Annotated in this window: 15 protein-coding genes, 1 tRNA gene and 1 pseudogene; 13 read left to right on the top strand and 4 right to left on the bottom strand. The window is 32.3% G+C overall.

Going from position 1 to position 22,726, the window contains the following annotated elements:
* Positions 1 to 9: 9 nt before the first annotated feature.
* On the bottom strand, positions 10 to 1,875 hold the full coding sequence (locus CFPG_RS03210) for a methylmalonyl-CoA mutase family protein (protein ID WP_012573582.1): 1,866 nt from the start codon (positions 1,873 to 1,875) through the stop codon (positions 10 to 12).
* 222 nt (positions 1,876 to 2,097) lie between these two features.
* Here CFPG_RS03210 and CFPG_RS03215 point away from each other — a divergent pair, with 222 nt between their 5' ends.
* The 3 genes from CFPG_RS03215 (at position 2,098) to CFPG_RS03230 (ending at position 5,557) form a co-directional block, all read left to right on the top strand.
* Positions 2,098 to 2,727 (top strand): LysE family translocator, encoded by a 630-nt coding sequence (locus CFPG_RS03215; protein ID WP_012573583.1) that lies wholly within the window; start codon positions 2,098 to 2,100, stop codon positions 2,725 to 2,727.
* A 28-nt stretch (positions 2,728 to 2,755) separates the two neighbouring features.
* Positions 2,756 to 2,830, top strand: a tRNA-Asp gene (locus CFPG_RS03220).
* Between the two features lie 1,284 nt (positions 2,831 to 4,114).
* Positions 4,115 to 5,557: a peptidylprolyl isomerase gene (locus CFPG_RS03230; RefSeq protein ID WP_012573585.1), complete on the top strand. Its 1,443-nt coding sequence runs from the start codon at positions 4,115 to 4,117 to the stop codon at positions 5,555 to 5,557.
* A gap of 62 nt (positions 5,558 to 5,619) precedes the next feature.
* Here CFPG_RS03230 and rsmI read toward each other — a convergent pair whose 3' ends face one another.
* Positions 5,620 to 6,309 (bottom strand): 16S rRNA (cytidine(1402)-2'-O)-methyltransferase, encoded by a 690-nt coding sequence (rsmI, locus tag CFPG_RS03235; RefSeq protein ID WP_012573586.1) that lies wholly within the window; start codon positions 6,307 to 6,309, stop codon positions 5,620 to 5,622.
* A 677-nt stretch (positions 6,310 to 6,986) separates the two neighbouring features.
* On the bottom strand, positions 6,987 to 8,642 hold the full coding sequence (locus tag CFPG_RS03240) for a diphosphate--fructose-6-phosphate 1-phosphotransferase (RefSeq protein WP_041572541.1): 1,656 nt from the start codon (positions 8,640 to 8,642) through the stop codon (positions 6,987 to 6,989).
* A 293-nt stretch (positions 8,643 to 8,935) separates the two neighbouring features.
* Between CFPG_RS03240 and CFPG_RS03245 the strand changes: the two genes are divergently transcribed.
* The 3 genes from CFPG_RS03245 to CFPG_RS03255 all read left to right on the top strand — a co-directional run bounded on the left by CFPG_RS03245 (position 8,936) and on the right by CFPG_RS03255 (position 9,799).
* Positions 8,936 to 9,247, top strand: coding sequence for a hypothetical protein (locus CFPG_RS03245; protein WP_041572412.1), 312 nt, complete (start codon positions 8,936 to 8,938; stop codon positions 9,245 to 9,247).
* Complete coding sequence (locus CFPG_RS03250; RefSeq protein ID WP_041572413.1) at positions 9,231 to 9,491, top strand: hypothetical protein; 261 nt, start codon at positions 9,231 to 9,233, stop codon at positions 9,489 to 9,491. The genes CFPG_RS03245 and CFPG_RS03250 overlap by 17 nt, the downstream gene beginning before the upstream one ends.
* 62 nt (positions 9,492 to 9,553) lie before the next feature.
* The gene (locus CFPG_RS03255) at positions 9,554 to 9,799 is read left to right on the top strand and encodes a hypothetical protein (protein WP_265347961.1); all 246 of its coding nucleotides are present in this window, start codon (positions 9,554 to 9,556) and stop codon (positions 9,797 to 9,799) included.
* Positions 9,800 to 13,469: 3,670 nt separating this feature from the next.
* Here CFPG_RS03255 and CFPG_RS03270 read toward each other — a convergent pair.
* Positions 13,470 to 13,718 carry a hypothetical protein gene (locus CFPG_RS03270; protein ID WP_265347962.1) on the bottom strand — a complete coding sequence of 83 codons (249 nt, stop codon included), beginning with the start codon at positions 13,716 to 13,718 and terminating at the stop codon, positions 13,470 to 13,472.
* A 642-nt stretch (positions 13,719 to 14,360) separates the two neighbouring features.
* Here CFPG_RS03270 and CFPG_RS03275 point away from each other — a divergent pair.
* The 7 genes and pseudogenes from CFPG_RS03275 (at position 14,361) to asnS (ending at position 22,690) form a co-directional block, all read left to right on the top strand.
* A complete protein-coding gene (locus CFPG_RS03275) occupies positions 14,361 to 14,804 on the top strand; it encodes a hypothetical protein (protein ID WP_012573233.1) in 444 nt (147 codons plus the stop codon).
* Positions 14,805 to 15,783: 979 nt separating this feature from the next.
* Entirely contained in the window at positions 15,784 to 16,869 is a 1,086-nt protein-coding gene (gene leuB, locus CFPG_RS03280) for a 3-isopropylmalate dehydrogenase (RefSeq protein ID WP_012573588.1), read from the top strand.
* Positions 16,866 to 17,837, top strand: a complete 972-nt coding sequence (locus tag CFPG_RS03285; protein WP_012573589.1) for a phosphoribosylaminoimidazolesuccinocarboxamide synthase — start codon at positions 16,866 to 16,868, stop codon at positions 17,835 to 17,837. Before leuB ends, CFPG_RS03285 begins: the two co-directional genes overlap by 4 nt.
* Positions 17,819 to 18,571, top strand: a complete 753-nt coding sequence (locus tag CFPG_RS03290; RefSeq protein WP_012573590.1) for a shikimate dehydrogenase family protein — start codon at positions 17,819 to 17,821, stop codon at positions 18,569 to 18,571. The genes CFPG_RS03285 and CFPG_RS03290 overlap by 19 nt, the downstream gene beginning before the upstream one ends.
* A gap of 395 nt (positions 18,572 to 18,966) precedes the next feature.
* Positions 18,967 to 20,313, top strand: coding sequence for an adenylosuccinate lyase (purB, locus tag CFPG_RS03295; RefSeq protein WP_012573591.1), 1,347 nt, complete (start codon positions 18,967 to 18,969; stop codon positions 20,311 to 20,313).
* A gap of 144 nt (positions 20,314 to 20,457) precedes the next feature.
* Positions 20,458 to 21,285 (top strand): annotated as a pseudogene (locus tag CFPG_RS03300) (pseudouridine synthase); the annotation flags it as partial.
* A 10-nt stretch (positions 21,286 to 21,295) separates the two neighbouring features.
* The gene (gene asnS, locus CFPG_RS03305; RefSeq protein ID WP_012573593.1) at positions 21,296 to 22,690 is read left to right on the top strand and encodes an asparagine--tRNA ligase; all 1,395 of its coding nucleotides are present in this window, start codon (positions 21,296 to 21,298) and stop codon (positions 22,688 to 22,690) included.
* Positions 22,691 to 22,726: the final 36 nt, after the last annotated feature.

Here is a 22,726-nt window from a genome sequence, read left to right on the forward strand (position 1 = left end):
TTTCTGAAATCAAATATTCAATAGTTTATTAAGTTGTTGCAGTGTTTCCAAAACATTACTTTTTTTATTGATAAAATTTGTAATACCTTGTGATTTCAATTTTTCTATAGAAGTGGGAATACCTGCAATAATTAGGATTTCTTTACCAGAGATTAATCTATGGGCTTCTGGAGCAAAAATATCATATTCATCATCGCTTGAACAAAGGACAATAATATCAGCATTTATTTTTTTAGCATTCTCTATACCTTGTGTTATAGTTTCAAATCCAAGATTGTCAATCACTTTGTAACCGGCACATGCTAAAAAATTGGAAGAAAATTGTGAACGAGCCAATCGCATAACCAAATTTCCAATGGTTAGCATAAATGCTTTTATTTCTCTTCCAGACCTTTCGGTAGATAAACGTAGTGCTTCGAATTCCTCACCTAAACGTTTCATATTTAGAACCTTAATTTCTTCATGTTTATGGGAATGAAAATTACAAATACTGACTCCATTTATGGTCTGAGTTTTATTGAAAGCTGTTTCCGAAAAATTAGGGAATTGATTTGTTCCCAACAATATTTCGCGGCGTTGTGCTACATCTTTAAGCCGTTTGTAAGCACTTATATTTACAGATTCTTGGATTTTACCTTTTTTTACTAACTCATAAAATCCTTTTTCTTCTGTTATAAGGAATAAATTCCATGATTCTTGAGCAATAGAATTTGTGAGCGATTCTATATAATAAGAACCTCCGGATGGGTCAATCACTTGATTGAAGTGACATTCTTCTTTTAACAACAATTGTTGATTACGTGCAATACGTTCTGAAAAATCATTAGGGACTTTGAAGCACTTATCGAATGGGACAACTAGTAGTGAATCCACTCCTGCAATACTAGCTGCCATTGCTTCAGTCTGTGTACGAAGTAAATTAACATAAGCATCATAAAGAGTTTGGTTAAATAATGAAGTTTGTGCAAAAATATTCATTTGTGCTCCACAAAAACATTGGCATTCTGTTTTGTAGGCTTTTACAATTTCAGCCCATAACCAACGAGCAGCACGGAATTTGGCAATTTCCATGAAATAATTTGTACTAATACCGAAATTGAATTTAGTTTTTTTAGCCACAATCATCGAATCAATCCCTGTTTCTACCAATTTATTTAATAATTCATTTCCCCAAGCTAAAGCATAACTTAATTCTTGGGTAATAAAGGAACCTGCATTGCTCAAAAGATGAGCATTAACAGCAATTACTTTGAAAAATGGCATTTCAGACGCAGCATTTATTGCTATACCCATTTGTTCAACCCATTCTTCTTTGATTATTCCTTTCGTCAATATATTTCCAATGAAATCAATATTAACAGAACCATGTATTTGGGCTAAATCAAAATTATTTTTTTTAAAATATTCAACTAAAATATTAATTAGTTTTACAGATTCCGTATTACAGGTAGTAAAGTTAAGTTCGATGCATTGCGGAAGAATATTGGATAAAAGAGTAGCAATATTTTTTTTATTGATTTTTTCTCCAGGAATATCAAATCCTAAAGAAGTAATTCCTTTGTTCAAAATATCCAGGGCTTTCTTATTCGCTTCAAAGAAATCTATTACTACAATGTCTTGGCGAATAAGCCACTCATTGTCATCTTTACGAGTTCCACGTACGTATGGGAACTCCCCTGGTAAGGATTTAATTGTTTTTAGGTCGGCAATGTCTTCCGCACGATAAAAAGGCATTACATTGAAACCTTCGTTTGTCTTCCAAATCAGTTTTTTTTCAAAATCAGCACCCTTTAGGTCGGAAACAATTTTTTTTTTCCATTCTTCAGTAGATGTGTGAGCAAATTCTGAAAAAAGCTTTTTAGATGGATTACTCATAACAGTTTGATTGATTTCGATAAAATATATTAGAAAAGACCATACAAAAAAGCCGAAGCTTTCATCATTCAGTGACAAAATCTACACGAAATTACAACTAAAATAAATATTAAATTTAATTGTTGACAACAAAATATCAACTTGTTTAATTGTCAAAACAAAAGTTTTTTCCATATCTCTTACATATTTACAAGTAGAAAAGGTTATCTTCGTAGGGAGTTTATGCAATCATGTTTCACATTGATATATAAGGGACTTATCATTGGGGTATTGGTGTCTGTTCCTGTGGGACCGGTAGGATTGTTGTGTATTCAGAGAACATTGTATAAAGGGAGGTGGTATGGTTTTTCTTCTGGATTAGGAGCTGCTTTTTCGGACTTTTTATATGCAATAATTGTATGTACCAGTATGGGAATTGTAGGTGGTTTTATAGAAAAAAACAGGCTATTGTTGCAAATTTTAGGGAGCATTTTGTTAATTGTTTTTAGTATATATGCTTTTTTAAATAGTCCTTTTAAGAGTTTAGAAAAAACAGAAATAGGAATAAGCTCATACTCGCAAAACATTTTAAGTGTATTTTTGCTATCTTTTTCTAATCCGTTTGTTGTATTTTTGTACATCAGCTTATTCAATAGTTTTGGGTTTTTAGCAGGAGAAAGTTTGTATGTTACGATCATGGGGGCGTTCTGTGTTTTTATGGGTAATCTACTATGGTGGTTTGTAATTACTTACTTGGTGTCAAAACTTCACGGAATTTTCAATATTCAGAGATTATACATTTTGAATAGGACCATAAGTATTGTTATAATGTCATTGGCTTTTGGAATAATTGCTTATTCATTCATTCATTGAATAAATGGCAACTTGTAATCCACTATACGGTGTGGTAGTTCAGTTTGGTTAGAATACATGCCTGTCACGCATGGGGTCGCGGGTTCAAGTCCCGTCCATACCGCAAAAACTTATAATTTTATAGGAAAGGCTTCTCAAAAAAATGGAAACAAATGCTTTAAAAGTTTTAAGGAATGTGGTCGTTATAGCGAAATGAGTAAAAGTATTGTAAAGAGGTTTGTTGTCTTGATGGAACAAAGGAAAATAGATAGCAATGAGATAAGTATTTGTTTTGCGAATTTGAAAATGAATGAGAAATGGAATTATCGAAAATTGACGAAACTTTATAAAAAGTATTCAAAATATTTTTATAGATGAAGGATAGATAAGGTAAGTTCAGACAGTCATTTGAAGAAATACCCTTTGTTATATCGATGGTAGATTTGAAAAATGTTACGAAAGAGAGTGTCAATTCTTTGAAAGAGGCTTTGTTAATTATCAAAGATTAAATCGAAATAGAGGGATTGAAATAAATAGATCTTGAATGTTTTTCTAAAAAGAAAGAATTAAAAGTGTCATTGACTTTTATAGGATTTTCAAACGAAAATTTTAAATAGTTGATAACTACTATTCGAATAGTTGATTATCAAGGAGGTCGATGGCGTTGGTTTTGTTTCTTGTTAAGAGAATTCCTCTTTTTGAATTAAAAAATTTAGTAAATCAAAAATTTAAATTTGAAATTCCTGGATTAATTGGTGTTTTAATTTTTTTTATAAAAAAGGAAGTTTTTAGCGAAAAAAGAGGATAATCTCAAGAGGTTTATTTTCGAATTTTTGGAGAAGTTATATTTTAAATATAAAACAGGTGATTTAATTTAAATTTGAAGGAATTGATGTATACTACTCTGATAGTAAATAGAAACTGGATTTTGTAATTCTGAAATAATTCTTCTCAGCAACAATTTCTTCGGAAGAATGTGATGAAGTGTCAAAGTTCAAAATTTCTGATTGAAAAACATTATTCCAATTCCAATTTTACCAATTTTATTGGGTTTTATGGTTGGGTTTATGGGTTGGTATCGGGGATTGGTTGGGGATGTGTACGTAAAAAGAGATCTAGAGCTCCTTGTTGAAGCCACATGAAGACCCCTTTACTTCTTACAAAATTGAGTTGCAAAGACTTGAATAGTTGTTCAATTGAAACCCTCAATAAGGGAGCGTAAGCGTATAAATAAAATTTTACACGACGATCATTTGGATTTTTCAAAAATATTCCTGACGATTCAGTCAATATGACCTTTGTGTATACACCACCTTTTAACCTGAAAGGTACACAAATTATCAAGGTAATATTAAATATTCAAGAATATCTAGATTGGCGTGCAAGATGAATTAATGAAATGGTCAGAATGACTAAGTCAAAGGGTTCTGTTTTTCTACAGAATATTTCCAAATGGTTAATTTATTATGTTATTCATTTAAATAAATTTATTCATTCAATCATAGTGTTAACACTAGTTTCATCAGGATTGATAAATGCACAAAGTAATGTAATTGATGAAGTTGTTTGGACGATAGGAAACGAGGTAATTCTTCGCTCTGATGTGGAGAATGTACGTTTGCAAATGCAAATAAATAATCAGTACATAGAGGGTGATCCTTATTGTGTTATTCCAGAACAATTGGCTATTCAAAAATTATATTTGCGTCAGGCGAAATTAGATAGTATTAATATACCTGAGTCACAAGTTTCCCAAATGACAGAATCATGGATTAATCATCTGATTGACCAAATAGGTTCTAAAGAAAAAGTGGAGGAGTATTGTGGAAAACCTATTAGTGTTTTACGTGAAGAAAAAAAGCAAGCTATAAGGGAACAAGGTATGATTCAAGCAATGCAAAATAAATTAGTCAGTGGTGTAAAAGTAACTCCTTCCGATATTCGTAATTTTTACAATCAGATTCCACAAGATAGTTTACCTTTCATACCAACTACTGTAGAGGTAGAAATTATAACACTAAAGCCACTTGTCACTTTGGAGGAAATAAATAATATTAAACAGAAATTAAAGGAATATATTGAATTAGTTACTTCTGGACAAAAAGAATTTTCAACTTTAGCACGTCTTTATTCTGAAGATATAAATTCAGCAATGAAGGGGGGAGAATTAAATTTTGTATGTAAAAGTAGTTTATCCCCTGAGTTTGCAGCAGTAGCCTTTGAACTAAGTAACCCTAAAAAAGTTTCTCGAATTGTAGAAACAGAATATGGTTATCATATTATTCAATTGATAGAAAAAAAAGGAGATCGTATTAATGTCCGTCATATCCTTTTAAAACCTCATGCTACTAAGGAAGAGCTGGCAAAAGTTTCTTATCGTCTTGATTCTATTCGAACAGATATAATAAGGGGGAAACTTACATTTGAGGAAGCAGTTACCTGTGTTTCACAAGACAAAAATACTCGTAATAATAAAGGTTTAATGGTGAATTATAATGGTCAAGTTGGAATAGAACATATGATTACTTCTCATTTTGAAATTAGAGAGCTACCGCCAGAAATTAGTAAAGCCATTCGTGGAATGCAAGTAGGTGATATATCCAAACCATTTACTATGATTAATTCTGAACAAAAAGAGGTCATTTCAATTGTTAAATTGAAATCAAGAATTGAATGTCATAAAGCTAGCTTTGCAAATGACTATCAAATTTTAAAAGAAATATTAGAGCGAAAAAAACAAAATCAGGTTCTTACCGAATGGTTAAATAGAAAAAAACAAGAAACATACATCCATATTAGTGACAATTGGAAAAATTGTAATTATCAAATTAAAGGTTGGCATGTTGAATAGTTTTCAAAAAAACCTCTTTTGTTTTTTATTCTATTCTACTTATTCTACATTTTAATTCTATACTAACTTTTAAATTTTTTCCCACTTACTACCAGAACAAATTCGCCTTTAGGTTTGTTTTTTGTAAAATGGAGAATTAAATCTTTCAATGTCCCTCGTATAGTTTCTTCATATAATTTGGATATTTCACGTGAAATAGAAGCTAATCGTTTTTCTCCTAAATATTCTGCCAACTGTTCCAATGTTTTTACTATACGAAAAGGAGATTCGTAAATTATTATTGTACGAATCTCTTCGGTTAATTCTTCAAATTTTGTTTGTCTACCTTTTTTACGAGGTAAAAAGCCTTCGAAACAAAAATGATCGATCGGTAATCCAGAGTTTATTAGTGCTGGTACAAAAGCTGTTGCTCCTGGTAAACATTCTATCCCTATTCTTTGTTGGATGCATTCTCTTATTAAGAGAAAACCTGGATCAGAAATTCCAGGCATACCAGCATCTGAAATTAAAGCAATATTTTCACCTATTTTTATTCTCCATGTAATTTGTTTAACTGTTTCATGTTCATTATACTTATGACAAGATTGCATTCGGGTTTTTATATCAAAATGATTTAATAAGAAACTTGTCGTACGAGTATTTTCAGCAAAAATCAAATTTACTTCCTTCAATATTCGTATTGCTCTGAAAGTCATGTCTTCCAAATTACCAATGGGTGTAGGAACTATATATAATTTATTTGTTTTTAGCATCTTTATTGACAATTTAATTCTCTCTAAATAAACAATTATTGGAGAATCCAACCATCCGAGGGGATATAACTACGAACGGCACAAATCAGTAGCTGGTTAGTAGAGAGGGGGTGTCTAAATTTTTATAGTATTGGGAATTATGTGGTGATAAAGTGATAACATTCATGTTCATGCTAAACGATTGGATATATTGAAAAAGGGATAAGCAAGTAGAGAAATTACTTATGTATAAAATACATAAGTGCAAAATAAAAATATGGACGATTCCACCATATACTTCTGTACACCAAGAATGTTAGAAACAATATTAAGTTTTAACTAGGATTAACCTTTTCCTGTCTATTTAAGTTTAACATTAGTGCATTCCACCATGAGACTTCTATCTATCTATCCAAATTCTTAGAAGTGTGTAACCTCATATTTTTTTAAGTGCTTCATAATGGACAAAACAACACTTTTTAGTAAAACCTGTTGGGACGGCTAGTGCCGTTTCCTCTATAAAAATATCTAGAATAGAAAACTTTTTTAAGATAAGATCTGCTTTCCTGCCTTATTCTCTATGTAGTTTGCTCACTTTGTACTTCTCATCTTCGAAACTTACATTACCCCCTTATGTTATTATTATAATGGGTAAATAGTCCTCTGTTAAGGGTTTAATATTTGTGTCATATCCAATCTCAATAATCAGTATTAGATTTTTCAATCTGCAAAGTTTTTGACGGTTGGTCACAAATTTCGCTAGGTCCAAAATATTGAATAGGTCCTGGATAAACATAATCCGTATTAATTGCCCATTGATCACGTTGAGATGCGAATGCACGAAAAGGCATTCCGTCCAATTTTACTAATGCTTTTTGAATAACAGGTTTTATTTTCCCATGACGACGTTCCATATTCATCATCATTGTAATAGGTATTCCCCCTATAATCCATTCTGAGACAGGGGCAGTGGTATTTCGAACCAATGACATATAACCAGTTTTTCCATTTCCAATCAATTCAGCTGCTGTATAACCTAACGAATAACAATAATCTGCATCATAGTTAGATGGTGCAGCACAACGTCCTTCATATCCAAAGAAGTGGGTTATTGTAGAAAATCTGCCTATATATTTCCCTTCCGAAGTCATTTTTTCTAAGCGCTTTTTCACCATTTCTGCTAGCAGTTTTTCCGTTTCAATCAAGGAAACTTGTACATTGCCATGAGGATCTCTATCAAGTGTTAATTGACGAGCTATGGTTTCTGGTAGACTTTCGTAAATCTTTGCATTTTCATGACTTAAGTTGTCAAGGATATGTTTTCGTTGTTTTGAATGCTTAATACATTTAAATTCCGTTTCGTTGTGGGCTAAATATTCGTTCAATTCACTAATTAGATTTTTCATTGTAGGGATAAACTCTACCAAACCTTCCGGAACTAATACTGTTCCGAAGTTATCTCCATTAGAAGCTCTTTGGGCTACAATATTAGCAATGTACTGAATAATATCATCGAGAGATTGATTTTTAGCTTCAATCTCTTCTGAAATAATACATATATTTGGTTGTACTTGTAAAGCACATTCCAATGCAATATGAGAAGCTGAACGACCCATTAGTTTAATAAAATGCCAATATTTTCGAGAAGAATTGCAATCGCGCTGAATATTCCCAATCATTTCCGAATAAACCTTACAAGCTGTATCGAAACCAAAAGAAGTTTCTATTATTCCATTTTTTAAATCTCCGTCAATAGTTTTTGGACAACCAATTACTTGAACATTTGCATTGATTCGCTTGTAATATTCGGCTAATATACAGGCATTTGTATTAGAATCATCTCCTCCAATAATTACTAATGCTGATACATTCAATTTTTTTAAAACTTTCAACCCTTTGTTGAATTGTTCTTCAGTATCTAGTTTTGTACGTCCAGAACCAATGATATCAAATCCACCAACATTACGATATTCATTTATAATATCTGCTGTGAGTTCTTTATATTTATGCTCAATCAATCCCACTGGACCCATCAAAAATCCATACAGACGACTATCGGGATTCATATTTTTAATACCATCAAATAACCCAGCGATTACATTATGTCCACCGGGAGCTTGTCCTCCCGATAAAATAACACCTACGTTAGTAGGTGGACGCTGCTTTTTTTCTGTTCCTTCTACAAACTGTATGATTGGTAAACCGTAAGTATTAGGGAAAAGCTTTTTGATTTCTTCTTGGTCGGAAACTGATTCAGTGGGGTTCCCTTCTTGAATTTCTATTACTCTTTTCATTATTTTTGGAACCTTAGGCTCGTAAGATGCTCGCACAATCTGTAAAATGCTTTTCTTCATATTATTTGTTTTAAACATTGTTCTACAAAATTCAGTATTTTCCCAAAATTAAAAGCATAACTTATTTGGTTTTTTTATAAAGATATTTAAAGATGTAAACATTTGTATTTTTATGTCTGAATTTTATATTTTGGTAGTCGGTGAACACTTTATCTAAAAAATGCACGTTAAGTCTTTGTGTTTGATTTTGAAGAATGGCTATCATCTCATTTTTGATGAGTACCCTTGTCTTAAAATTAATTATTTAATTATCAAATTAGGAAGAAACTAATTGAGTTTCTATAAACTCTGAAATGGAAAGTATTAGTGTCTGGCAAAAGGACTTATTCTGGACTTATGCAGTAGTTTTTCTGCAGGTAGGCAGTAACGTTATTTTGTTGCCTTTTATTTTGAGGACATTCCCTCAAGAAATAGTAGGTATTTGGGCTATTTTTTCAACAATTGTAGGATCGACGACAGAATTATTGGATTTTGGTTTTAACACTTCTTTTACTAGGAGTGTGTTTTATATTTTCAGTGGAGCAAAAACATTAAAAAAAAACAGGATACTATCTTGTAGGAAATACTTCAGAAATAGACTACAGTCTTTTGAAGGGACTAATTGATGCTATGCGTTGGGTTTATTTTCGTATGGCACTTATTCTTTCGTTCGTTTTAGCGACAATAGGAACTTATTATATTTTTATTATTTTAAAAAAAAACTATTCTGGAAATCAGCAAGATATATATCTTACACGGATTATTCTTATTGTTGTTACTTCATATTCTTTTTATACACTTTATTATGATGCCCTATTGTTAGGGAAAGGGCTGGTAAACGCAATAAACAAAATTGCCATTATTAGTTAGGTTGCTTATTTAATTGTTCCCATTATTGTTGATGACCTTGCAATTTAATCTTATTGCTATTTATGAGTGCAAAGGCTTTGTCTGTTCTCACAATGAAGATTTTATCTTATAGAGCAATCTACACGATAGATTTTAAACATCAGCTTACAAAAGTAGTTTCTCAATCGTACCAAGAAATATTAAAATTTGTTTATCCTAATGCTATAAAAATCGGACTAACTTCTCTCGGAGGCTTTTTGATTAGTCAATCTTCTACTCTTATTGGGACTCTTTATCTTCTTTTGAAAAAATGGCTTTATATGGAATAACTATGTAAATAATAGGGGTTAATTGTAGCTTTGGCAAATGTTTATTACTGGGTTTACCAACCCAAAATTGTCCAACATAGATTGCAGGGATATATAGATTCTATTAAATATCTTTATTTGAAGGGGATTTTTGCTTTCATTTTTAGTATTTATTGTTGGTGGTTTAATATTGTTATGTTTAGGGAATTGGATCTTCTTTTGGATTAGAAGTCAGACTCCCTTGTTTTCTAATTTTTTTGTAACAGTTGCTTTGTTCATTTGTTTTTTGGAAGTAAATTACACTAATGCGGTAGAAATTATTTTGACGAAGAATTAAGTTCCTTTTTTTAAGTTTCCTTGCTTTCCGGTATAGCTGCATTTGTCTTGTTATTTTTACTTTTTCAATACACTCCTATGGGTATTTGGGCTACATTATTCGCGCGAGGTATTATTCAAGGAACTTATCAAAACTGGAAGTGGCCTTTAGAAGTAATACGAGAATTAAAAGTAAGAAAACAAGATTTTTGCAAAATAATTTTTAGGTAATTGTTATTGTAAATCTGAGCTACAATGGTAAAATAATTTTGGAAAGATGTGTTTATTATCTTTCTAAATAAGCGATTGCGATACTGAATTTGTTTTGTATAGTGATTGTATATAAGACAGTGGCATGGGTTGGATAGAAAAACTATACATAGAAGCAATTGTAGATAATCAGTGTTTTTTGATTGAAATATTAAAGTGGAAGCAAATTATTTATGTAATTAATTCTTTTTGTTCTATAGGAATAGAACCCTATAGATATAGAAATTGGATCCGAAGTAGGAAATGATGGTCATGTGCGTCTTCATCATTTCTGTAAATGACATAACGAAATTTTCAGTCGAAAATATAGAGATTGAAATTAGGATAGCAAGCTTAATCTATTACTAGAACCTAACAGATGAAATTTTTATTCCCTTTAAACTGCATTTGGATACTTCCAAATACAGTTTTTTCTTCTATTGAGAAGAGTCAGCGTATTTTTGCTGGTTTTTTCCCCTTTTATAAGGATTATATATTCGTACAGTTTATTCATTGAAGATAAGGGGGGGGCTGGGAAGTTATGATAACTTTTCTGCTTCTTTGTTTTTAGATCTTATATTTGCTAGCGCTTTCAACTTCTTAATTTGATTTAGTTTAGTTTAGTTTAGTTTAGTTTGTTCAGGTAGAGCTAGGATTGTATTAATCTGGCTCTTTTTGTTTTTAACAGTGCTTTCGAACGAACCCATTTATAGTTTTTGTGCTTTCTTTTGTATGCTTGACTATTGTCTGTTTTTTGGAATTAATAAAGATTATTATTCCGATTATTTATTTTTTCTATTTACTGCAATATACACTATTATTTTGTCCGTTCCTCTTTAGATATTAAATATTCCCTTATTGTAAGGATACTCAAGCATTCTTCACACGCTTCTTCTGTTCTTTTTAATGTAAGGATTGATTTTTCTCAGCTGTTACAATCCTTCTCTTGGTAAAAGGTAATGTGTTCCAATCGGTGCAGAAGAAATTCCTCCAGATGGTTCCACTGTATATTCTTCGGGAGTAAGAGACAGGAAATCCTTAAGCCTATTCCCTGACCTGAGAGTAGTATTTGCTTCATCTCTTCAATACATTGCTTAAAGACTTCTTTCACCATTGATTCTAATTTTACTTTTGTAAGGCAATTCTCCTCGTTAGATGATTCAACCCCCACGTCACCAGCATAGTGAAAGGCTTCAAGAGCTTTAGAGTATATTGTATCTTCTTGCTGTATATTTACGGAATCTATCTATAATACATGGACAACCGGAACGTTCTCTGTTGCACGATTGGTCCCAGTGTCCATAGCATGCCCTTGTTTCTTTACATATATTCATCTAATTGGTTTACATGTATTAGCCAACTCCCTTATGGCATTTTCTACTCTAGCTAGGGCAAACCATAGCATCATCCCATTTTAGACGAGCAGTTTCGCTATACATTGTCTTAATATAGGTATTCCATAGCTTGTATTTATCCCATGATCCCTACTTCTACTTCCTTCTTCATCTCTTGTTGTAGGTCTTTATATATGCCTTCATGGGAGTTATTACATTTATCGATATTCCTATCTGAGTATTTAATGTGTATGTTAAAGCCACATCTCTCATTATACTCAGTGCTTATTTTTTTATTGGAAGATCCATCTTAGTTGAGCTTAATTGAGTTGATCTTATGTTCGATGTATACAACTTAAAGTCTCTTAACTTAAAGTCTCTTAAGTATTCGTACAACTCTTTGTACTCACTATATTTAAGATCACTCTCCGGTTTCCGGTGTGCTCTCAAGTTTATCCAATGCCTTTTTGAGCGATAGTATAATAGAAATCTAAGAAAGGCCCTATGATAGTAGTGTCTTTTGTCTCAAACGGGCTTTCTTTTCCTGAATTTTTACATTGTCCTTCCATTATTTATGTATTATTAAGACATTTAAGGCTCAAAAAACTCATCGGTGCTGACGTGTTTTTCTAATCCCGGTGAATCCATTAAAATCATTAAAATTACTGTCTATACTACTCATACCAGTTTAGGTCGAGTCTTTAACTTAATTTGGGTTTTTTACCATTGATGATTAGCCAGATCATTAGAATAATGAATACAACAATAATAGTCCATTTCCAAAGCATAGCAATTGAGTAGTTAATTCAGGATACAAACAATTTCTCTTCATATGTTCTTAACATACCCCTATCAAATACATGACACTCCGAACTGCGAGAATAAAAAAGCTCGTTAAGATAACGATCAAGGAGTAAGCAGCGAAGGCTGTCAAAAGCTTCTAGTTTGAAATTCTTCTTCTCTTCAATCATACTTCTACCTTTCTATTTTTTTTACAGTTATTTGTCGCTGTGATGTTCCCAGAGAGCCAAAATAGCAATTCTCTTTAACTTATCATCAAGTAATACATATACCTGTTCGGTGACGCTCATCAATTCCATAGGAAAAGATATTTTGATTATCACTTACAAGTTTCTTTATCTTTTCCCTCCCCTTATTGGAGCAAAAGTACTCTCTGCATAACTGTACTTATACCTACTACTCTTTTGTAGTAGGCCTCATTGAGGACGAGTTTAAGTTTTCAGGATTTAAGACGTACCCGTTGTTTCATATTAGGCATGATGAACTAGGGAATCTCACTTCTTAAGATTGTCAAAGTTACAACCACGGGGATCAACTCATATCAGGACATCCCAGTCTTCTTCTATTTCAACAAAATAATCGTCCATTTAACGAAAAAGAGATTTAGTTTTCTTTATTTTCCACTTTATAATCGTTTCTATGGGAATTAGAATACCTCCCTTTTTTCTCACTTATCTTCTCAATGATTAATCCTACTGCGAAGATACATGTTTCGATAAATATGATGAGCCATTTGAACAGAATATGAATAATTATGGAGATTATCCCAACTAAAACAAAAATTGGGAATTGATACGAGAATATTTTTTTCAAAAGATCATGCATTACCTTCGTTTATATATGGTTTTCTTCAATTATAGTTATATAGTTGACAATAAGAGAATCAGAAAAACTATCTTATAAGCCCCCTATTGTCACTCAATGAATAATAAGTTAAAGAGAGAAGGTACCGAATATAAAAATTTTAATACTAGCTGTCATCAAAATCTATTCTAAGTTCCCCTTTTCTGACTTTCCTTAGTACTTTTCTTCTTTGTATCTGATATCCACACAAGCGTTATCTGTACAATACCTGCAATGGATGCTATACAAAGAATAAACCAGAGTGCTGTATGTCTTTCACTAACAGCTATATCAATCAGAAAGCCAAAACATCCCAATAGCCCAAGCAATATAATCAGTCTTCTAATCAGTCTCTTCATGGCGGATTTTACACGTAATGTAAATAAAAGAGCCGACATAATTACCAATTGTTCCTCCAATTTAAATACTTTAAATACACCATTCTGTATTTCTCAAAGACCGACTGGATAACTCTTCCTTATATTTTTTCTCGAATTTATGATTCGATGTATAACTCTATGAAAGTAATATTTTGTAGTAAACTGTACACTTCACTACATATTGTAATTATTTACAGCCTTTCCCTAAGTGTGAGGACCACACTTAAGTCAAATTTTACTACCAATTGCTACTTTTATAGATACATCTATATATAGAAATAGATTTTCTTTTCTTTTTGGTATATCGAAAAATTAGTAGTTGTTAGATTGGTAGTTGTTGTCCTTCATCATGAGAAGGAAATTGATAGAAGATAAGGTTATGGAAAAGGTTGATACCAGTACTATAGACTAACTTTCTCTAACTTCCAAAGAGGATTTCACTTCCTATAAAAGAAACGCACTTGAGAAGTGTATTAAAATGCATTAAAACAATGCCGTTTATAATTGGGATACACACTTATTTTTTACCATTTATAGTAGTAAATCTTAAGGAAAATAGAAATAATACCACAATATTTGTATTAAATTTGTATTGCTACTTGCAGGATGAATTTCGTAGGATGGACAGTAGCCTTTGTAAATATTTACAAATAAAAAATTGTGAAGATAGTTAAGTGTGCACTATTAGGATTGATATGCCTTACGCTTACGTCAGGGAAATATGGAAATATACCAACAAATGGTCAAATCGGAATAGTAATAGTCAATTCAGAAGGGGAAACGATAGAACAGAGCGATATAGTCTATAGTATCGATAAGTATACTTATAGCACAGAAAATAATGGGGAGTTCGTTTTTCGTATTCCAGACATATATGTAACAAATAGTGAAAGTTATCAGGCAATAAAAAATTGGATAGAATGGGTAGAAGAAGAAAAAGGAATCGATGTATGTGAGAAGATCACAGAAGTTTCCAATAAAGAATATCCCGATATTGGTAGAGATGCCTGTTTCGTATTTAAGCAAGCTAATATATCCATAGATAAAAACGGGTTATATGAAAGCATAGAAAAGAATATTAGAATATTAACTGTTATATTATGAGGATAATCTAGTATTCACATGTATTTGCATTACACAAAACCAATTACGAAATATGAATATGAACAACAATAAGAACAAGATGAAAAAAGTCGTTGATTTGGGAGGAGAAAGAAGAAAGGCTTCCAACAGTTGATGATATGTTGGTGCAAACATATGGGAAGGAAATGGACACCAACAAGAGAGGCATTTTAATAGGAAAGCAGATGCTTACTATCAAAGTACTATTGTAGTAATGGGTGTGTGAGGACGTGTGGAGATAAAGTCGGGACTAAAAAACAGAACGTGTTAGTTGTAGGAGAAAAATAAAACAGAAAAAAGTTTCAGCACTGTTTAGAAACATTACTATCTCTTCTCTCAGTTTGTTCCATAAGGATTTCCATTTATTGGCTAGTTGTTGTTTCCTTACACAGACAGAACATTTCCTACAGGGGACACAAGTTTTATTTATTTGTTTTACTAATGACTTTTTTTGATCAACTAGTACCGTGTAATGTTTATATACCCTGCTTCGATTAGTCAATTTCGTTTTGCATATATCCACTTATCGATCTCACTGCGTTCTCGCTCATGACGTATAACTTTACCATTGTTTGTTCATTTCTTTCTTTACACGGAGTCAGCGTCCTCAAATCCGATCCTCCTCAAATCCAACCCATAGAATTGAATAATGTTAGTTACCATAATATGTAGAATCCGTAAATGATAATATTTCAGTAGAATCTACTGAAAGTTCCATTGGCATATTCACTGGGGTTTTACAATTTTTAGTGTTATACTTGAGACATATCATTATTGAGAATAATTATAAAGATCATCTTTAGCTATCTAATTAATGATATGTATATATACATATACATATATGTGTGCTGTACTTCTATTTTTTTGATTAAAAAAATATACTTTTGCAGTCGATGTGAAGCTAATGTTCTTATAGATTAGATTAGATTAGTTTAGTTTTTTATTACTATACTTCAAATATATGAAACTAAAGATTGCCGTTTTACCTGGTGATGGTATTGGAGGTGAAATTACAAAACAAGCTCTTGAAGTAGCTAAAACGGTTTGTAAAAAATTTAGGCATGAATTAAGCTATAAAGAAGCATTGATAGGTGCTACTGCCATTGAAGCTGTTGGAAATCCTTATCCGGATGCAACTCATGTTCTCTGTATGGAATCAGATGCAGTTCTTTTTGGTGCTATTGGACATCCTAAATATGACAATGATCCGACATCCAAAATACGTCCTGAACAAGGACTTTTAGCTATGCGTAAGCAGTTAGGATTGTATGCCAATATTCGTCCAGTAACAATTTTTTCTTCTTTGATACATAGATCTCCACTTCGTGCTAGTTTGGTAAAGGATACCGATTTTATGTGCATTCGAGAATTAACAGGAGGCATTTATTTTGGTCGCCCACAAGGAAGAAGTGAAGACAGCACAACAGCTTACGATACTTGTGTTTACACAAGTAAAGAGATCGAACGTATTGTTCATCTAGCTTATAGGTATGCCTTGCAGCGGAAAAAGAAATTAACTATTGTAGATAAAGCTAATGTTTTAGCGACTTCTCGTCTATGGAGACAGGTTGCACAACAAATAGAAAAAGAGTATCCAGAAGTTGAAACTGAATATATGTTTGTGGATAATGCCGCTATGCAAATTATACAAGTGCCAAAACGTTTTGATGTAATAGTTACAGAAAATATGTTTGGAGACATTCTTACTGATGAAGCTTCTGTCATTACTGGGTCATTGGGAATGTTGCCTTCTGCATCTATAGGGACACATACGTCCGTTTTTGAGCCTATTCATGGTTCTTATCCACAAGCAGCTGGAAAAGATATAGCTAATCCCTTAGCATCTATTCTTTCTGTTGCATTAATGTTTGAATATGCTTTTTCCCTTCATGAAGAAGGAAAATTAATCCGTGAAGCAGTGAATGCTTCAATAATTGCAGGAGTAGTAACAGAAGATATAGCAACAAGTATAAGAAGTTCATATAAAACGTCGGAAGTGGGACAATGGATTGTGGATTATATCTCTAAAAGATTAATTGCCTTATGAACTATTTGACAACTACTAATTATTGCTTTCCATGTCAAACTCATCTTTACCATGGGAAGGTGCGAGATGTATACACAGTTGGGAGTGATATGCTAGTGATTATAGCTACTGATCGTATCTCGGCTTTTGATGTTGTTCTCTCACGAGGAATCCCTTATAAGGGACAAGTTTTAAATCAAATTGCAGCAAAATTTTTAGATTCAACATCCGATATTCTTCCTAATTGGAAATTAGCAGAGCCAGACCCGATGGTTACAATAGGGCTGTTATGTGAACCCTTTAAAGTGGAAATGGTAATCCGAGGTTATCTGACTGGTAGTGCATGGAGGAAATATAAAGAAGGAGAAAGAACTTTATGTGCAGTTACTTTACCTGAAGGTATGAAGGAAAATGAAAAATTTCCCAATCCAATTATTACTCCGACTACCAAAGCGTACAAAGGGCATGATGAGAATATTTCTAAAGAAGAGATCATTGAGAGGTTTTTAGTTAGCAAAGAAGACTATGAACAACTGGAGTATTATACACGAGCTCTGTTTCAAAGAGGGACCGAAATTGCCTCTTCCAAAGGATTGATTTTAGTAGATACTAAATATGAATTCGGCAAAAAAGATGGAAGAATATATTTAATAGATGAGATTCATACACCTGACTCTTCTCGCTATTTTTATTCAGAAGATTATCAAGAACGATTTGAAAAAGGAGAGGGACAAAAACAACTTTCCAAAGAATTTGTTCGACAATGGTTGATGAAGCAAAATTTTCAAGGAAAAGAAGGACAAATTGTTCCAGAAATGACTCCTGAATATTGTCAAATTGTATCGGAAAGATATATAGAGTTGTATGAAACAATTGTAGGAGAGCAATTTATAAGAGCGAGTACTAGTAATATTTCTGCTCGCATTAAAAAAAATATAGAAACTTATTTAATGAACAAAGAACAAGTAAAATGGAACAATATGGTTTAATAGGTTATCCATTACGTCATTCTTTTTCTATGGGGTTTTTTAATGACAAATTCAAATCTGAAAATATTGATGCCAGATACATAAATTTCGAAATTTCTACTGTTAAAGAGTTTAGAAATATTATCAAAGAAAACCCAGACTTAAAAGGACTAAACGTAACTATCCCATATAAAGAACAGGTTATTCCCTATTTGAATCGATTACATGAAGATGCTAAACAAATTGGAGCAGTCAATGTAATAAAAATAGAAAGGGGGAGAAAGAAAATTTGCTTGATAGGATTTAATTCTGATATTGTCGGTTTTAAGGAGTCCATTCGCGCATTATTACAACCCCATCACAAATTAGCATTAGTCTTAGGGACAGGAGGGGCAGCTAAAGCAGTTTTTTATAGCTTAAAGCAGTTGGGACTTATACCTACATATGTGTCCCGTAGAAAAAAACTGAGAAATATATTAACCTATAAAGAATTAACTGCTGAAATAATAAGTTTTCATACAATTATTGTCAACTGTACACCTGTTGGGATGTATCCACTTATGGATGATTGTCCAAAAATTCCTTATGAATTTTTGGACGATAAACATTTATTATACGATTTGCTTTACAATCCTGATGAAACGCTATTTATGAAATTAGGTAAAGAACGAAATGCAACCGTTAAAAACGGTTTAGAAATGTTACTGTTACAGGCTGTTGCAAGTTGGGATTTTTGGCACGGAAATGAACAATAAATCGGCTGCTGAATTGATGTTATGCACTTCGGTCAATTGTCATACCATTGACTGAAATGAGGTGGGTGATTTTTGGAAGTGTTGCGCAATTTACCAAAAAATTATTTTTTTTAGTTAATAAATCTAAAATAGATTGGAACAATAATATTGGCTATAGGTCCTAAGTGTATATTTTAATATCAAATGATATTTGCAAGAGTGAGTGGAGTGGAGAAAATCGAGAGTATTTTTTCTCTTGAAAAACTAAGTATCCGGGGGTTTTTAGCGTGTCATCTTCAAAGATTCTTTTCTCAATATCTTCTATATTTTAGAATGATCTATTTGTAATTAGTATTTTAATACTTGCTATAATTTTTGAGAAAAGATATTTAATTTTACCGAATTATTTTGCCGATATGCGTTTAAATACACTTACAGCTATTTCTCCTATTGACGGTAGATATCGAAGTAAGACAGCGTCGCTTTCTGCTTTCTTCTCCGAATATGCATTGATCAGATACAGAGTATATGTAGAAGTTGAATATTTCATTTCTTTATGTGAAATCCCACTTCTTCAATTGAAGGGGGTAAACTTGTCTGCTTTGTATAACTCTTTAAGAGACATTTATCGTTTTTTTTCTATAAAAGATGCAGAAAGTATAAAGCAGATAGAACGAACTATCAACCATGATGTAAAGTCAGTTGAATATTTCCTTAAAAAAAGATTTGATGAACTAAGTTTGGGGGATTACAAAGAATTTGTTCATTTTGGATTGACTTCTCAGGATATCAATAATACAGCTGTTCCTTTGTCAATCAAACATGCATTGGAAAATGATTATGTCCCAATGTTGAAACAATTGCTTAATATGTTACAACAACATATAATAGAATGGGAAAATATATCGATGTTAGCGAGAACGCATGGACAGCCGGCATCTCCTACTCGTTTAGGTAAAGAAGTTCAAGTTTTTGTTAGCCGTTTAAAACAACAATTGAAATTATTACGAGATATTCCTATCTCGGCTAAATTTGGTGGAGCAACGGGTAATTACAATGCACATGTGATTGCTTACCCACAAATTGATTGGAAAAAATTTGGAGATGATTTTATATGTAAAAAAATCGGATTGGTCCGGGAAGAATATACTACGCAAGTATCGAACTACGACAATCTATCAGCTTTATTAGATGCTTTGAAACGTATTAATACTGTTTTATTGGATTTGTCCAGAGATTTTTGGTTATATATTTCAATGGAATATTTCAAACAAAAAATAGTAAAAGACGAAATAGGTTCTTCTGCAATGCCTCACAAGGTGAATCCGATTGATTTTGAAAATGCTGAAGGGAATTTAGGTATTGCTAATACTCTTTTGGAACATTTATCAGCTAAACTGCCAATTTCCCGTTTACAGCGAGATTTGACTGATTCTACTGTTTTGAGAAACATAGGAGTACCGTTTGCTCATATTTCTATTGCTTTCCAAAGCTTGCAAAAGGGATTAAATAAACTTGTCCTCAACAGGGATGCTATAAAAAAAGATTTAGAAAATGCTTGGGCTGTAGTAGCTGAAGGTATTCAAACTATTTTGAGAAGAGAAGGATATTCAGAACCTTATGAAATGTTAAAATCATTAACCCGTACTAATGAACAAATCACAGAGAAGTCAATTCAGGTTTTCATAGATACTCTCAATATAGATGAGTCCATCAAAAAAGAATTACGATCGATTACACCTCATAGTTATACAGGCATATAAACTTATGGAGGTTATATGTATAGGAATGTGAATGCAAAGTATTGTAAGAAAGGAAGGCAAAACAATAGAATGATAGAGATGCCATACGATTTAAGTTGCATGCTTAAGAAAAATGATACTCGAGATCATTTGGGAAAAGAAAAATATGGTAATAAGTGGAATTATAATAACCAAGGTAAAAGTGATTGCAATCTTAATTCAAAATATAATTTTCAAAAAAAAATAAAATACTATAAAGTAGAACCTAATTCAAACGGTCCAATTCGCTTAAACAGGTATTTAGCTAACTCAGGACTTTGTTCTCGTCGTAAAGCAGATAAATATATTCAAACTGGTTTAGTAAAAAAAAATGGAATACCTGTTACTGAATTTGGAACAAGAGTAAATCGTACAGATAATATAACATTTTGTAATTCTCTTGTTCGTTCCGAACATAAAGTTTACCTTTTGCTGAATAAACCTAAAAATTGTGTGACAACTACTAATGATCCGCAAGGAAGACTTACAGTTATGGATTTGATCAAAACAGCATGCAAAGAACAAATTTTTCCCGTAGGAAGGCTAGATCGAAACACAACAGGTGTTTTATTACTGACTAATGATGGTAAATTATCAGCAAAATTGACTCATCCCAGACATATGAAAAAAAAAATCTATCATGTATGGCTAAATAGAGGAATAGACGCAGCTGATATAAAAAAACTATCTAAAGGTATTCAATTAGAAGATGGTGGGATTTGGGCCGATGATATTAGTTATGTAAATGACAAAGATAAGACCCAAATAAATATTGAAATTCACTCGGGACGCAATCATATTATTCGTCGTATGTTTGAAAGTTTAGGTTACCATGTGGTGAAATTAGATCGTGTTTATTTTGCTGGACTTACAAAAAAAAAACTAAAAAAAGGTCAATGGTGTTTTCTTAATGATAGAGAAGTTTCCATGCTTTACATGGAAAAATTCAGTTAATATTTAGAAAATGAAAATGAAAAGGGCGAGAATAGTAGACTTATTGAGTACACCTGATTTTAACAGAAAGGTATGTGTAAAGGGGTGGGTACGAACTCGTCGAGGAAATAAAAATATCTCTTTCATAGAGTTGAACGATGGCTCTACTGTTCATGGTATTCAAATTGTAGTAAACGTTGTAAAGTTAGGAGAGGACTCTCTGAAATCTATTACTACGGGAGCCTGTATTGCTATAAATGGTTTGTTAGTGAAATCGAAAGGGGAAGGTCAAAAAGTTGAAATTCAAGCTGATGAAATTGAAATTTACGGAATAGCAGACCCTAGTGTTTATCCTTTGCAGAAAAAATGGCATTCACTGGAATTTTTAAGGGAGATCGCATATTTACGTCCTCGTACAAACACTTTTGGATGTATTTTGCGGATTCGTCATCATTTGGCATACGCTATTCATAAATATTTTAATAAACAAGGTTTTTTCTATTTCCATACACCAATAATAACGAGTTCTGATGCAGAGGGAGCAGGTTCTATGTTTCAAATAACCGATCTGGATATTGCTAACTGTCCGAAAACAAAAGATGGGGAAGTGGATTATACACGAGATTTTTTTGGATGTTCGACCAATTTAACTGTTTCTGGACAATTAGAGGGGGAATTGGGAGCTTTAGCATTAGGTGGAATTTATACTTTTGGTCCTATCTTTCGAGCCGAAAAATCTAATACTCCTCGTCATTTAGCGGAATTTTGGATGATTGAACCAGAGATAGCCTTTTATGATATCAATGACAATATGGATTTAGCAGAAGATTTTTTGAAATATATTATTTCATATGCAATGAAATATTGCAAGGATGATATAGAATTTTTAAACAATACATACAATAATGAATTAATTGAGCATTTGAATTTTGTACTTAGTAATAGATTTGTTAGACTGGCTTATTCCGAAGGAATAAGAATCCTTGAGCAAAGTAATGAGGAATTTGAATTTCCTATCTATTGGGGTATTGATTTACAATCAGAACATGAACGCTATTTAGTAGAAAAATATTTTAAGTGTCCAGTAATTATGACTAATTATCCAAAGGATATTAAATCGTTTTATATGAAACAGAACGATGATGGAAGAACCGTACGAGGGATGGATGTTTTATTTCCAAGAATTGGAGAAATTATTGGTGGTTCAGAACGAGAATCAGATCATCAAAAATTACTGAAACGTATAAAGGAACTAAATATGTCTATGGATAATTTATGGTGGTATTTGGATACACGCCGTTTTGGGACAGCTCCTCATTCCGGATTTGGCTTAGGTTTTGAAAGATTAGTTTTGTTTGTCACAGGCATGCAAAATATTCGTGACGTAATACCTTTCCCACGCACACCTAAAAATGCAGAATTTTAGTCAACTTGAAATTTTATCATCAAGGATAAGTGTTGG

Origin of the sequence: Candidatus Azobacteroides pseudotrichonymphae genomovar. CFP2, from assembly GCF_000010645.1 — a bacterium.
In the GTDB taxonomy this organism is placed as follows: Bacteria; Bacteroidota; Bacteroidia; order Bacteroidales; family Azobacteroidaceae; genus Azobacteroides; species Azobacteroides pseudotrichonymphae.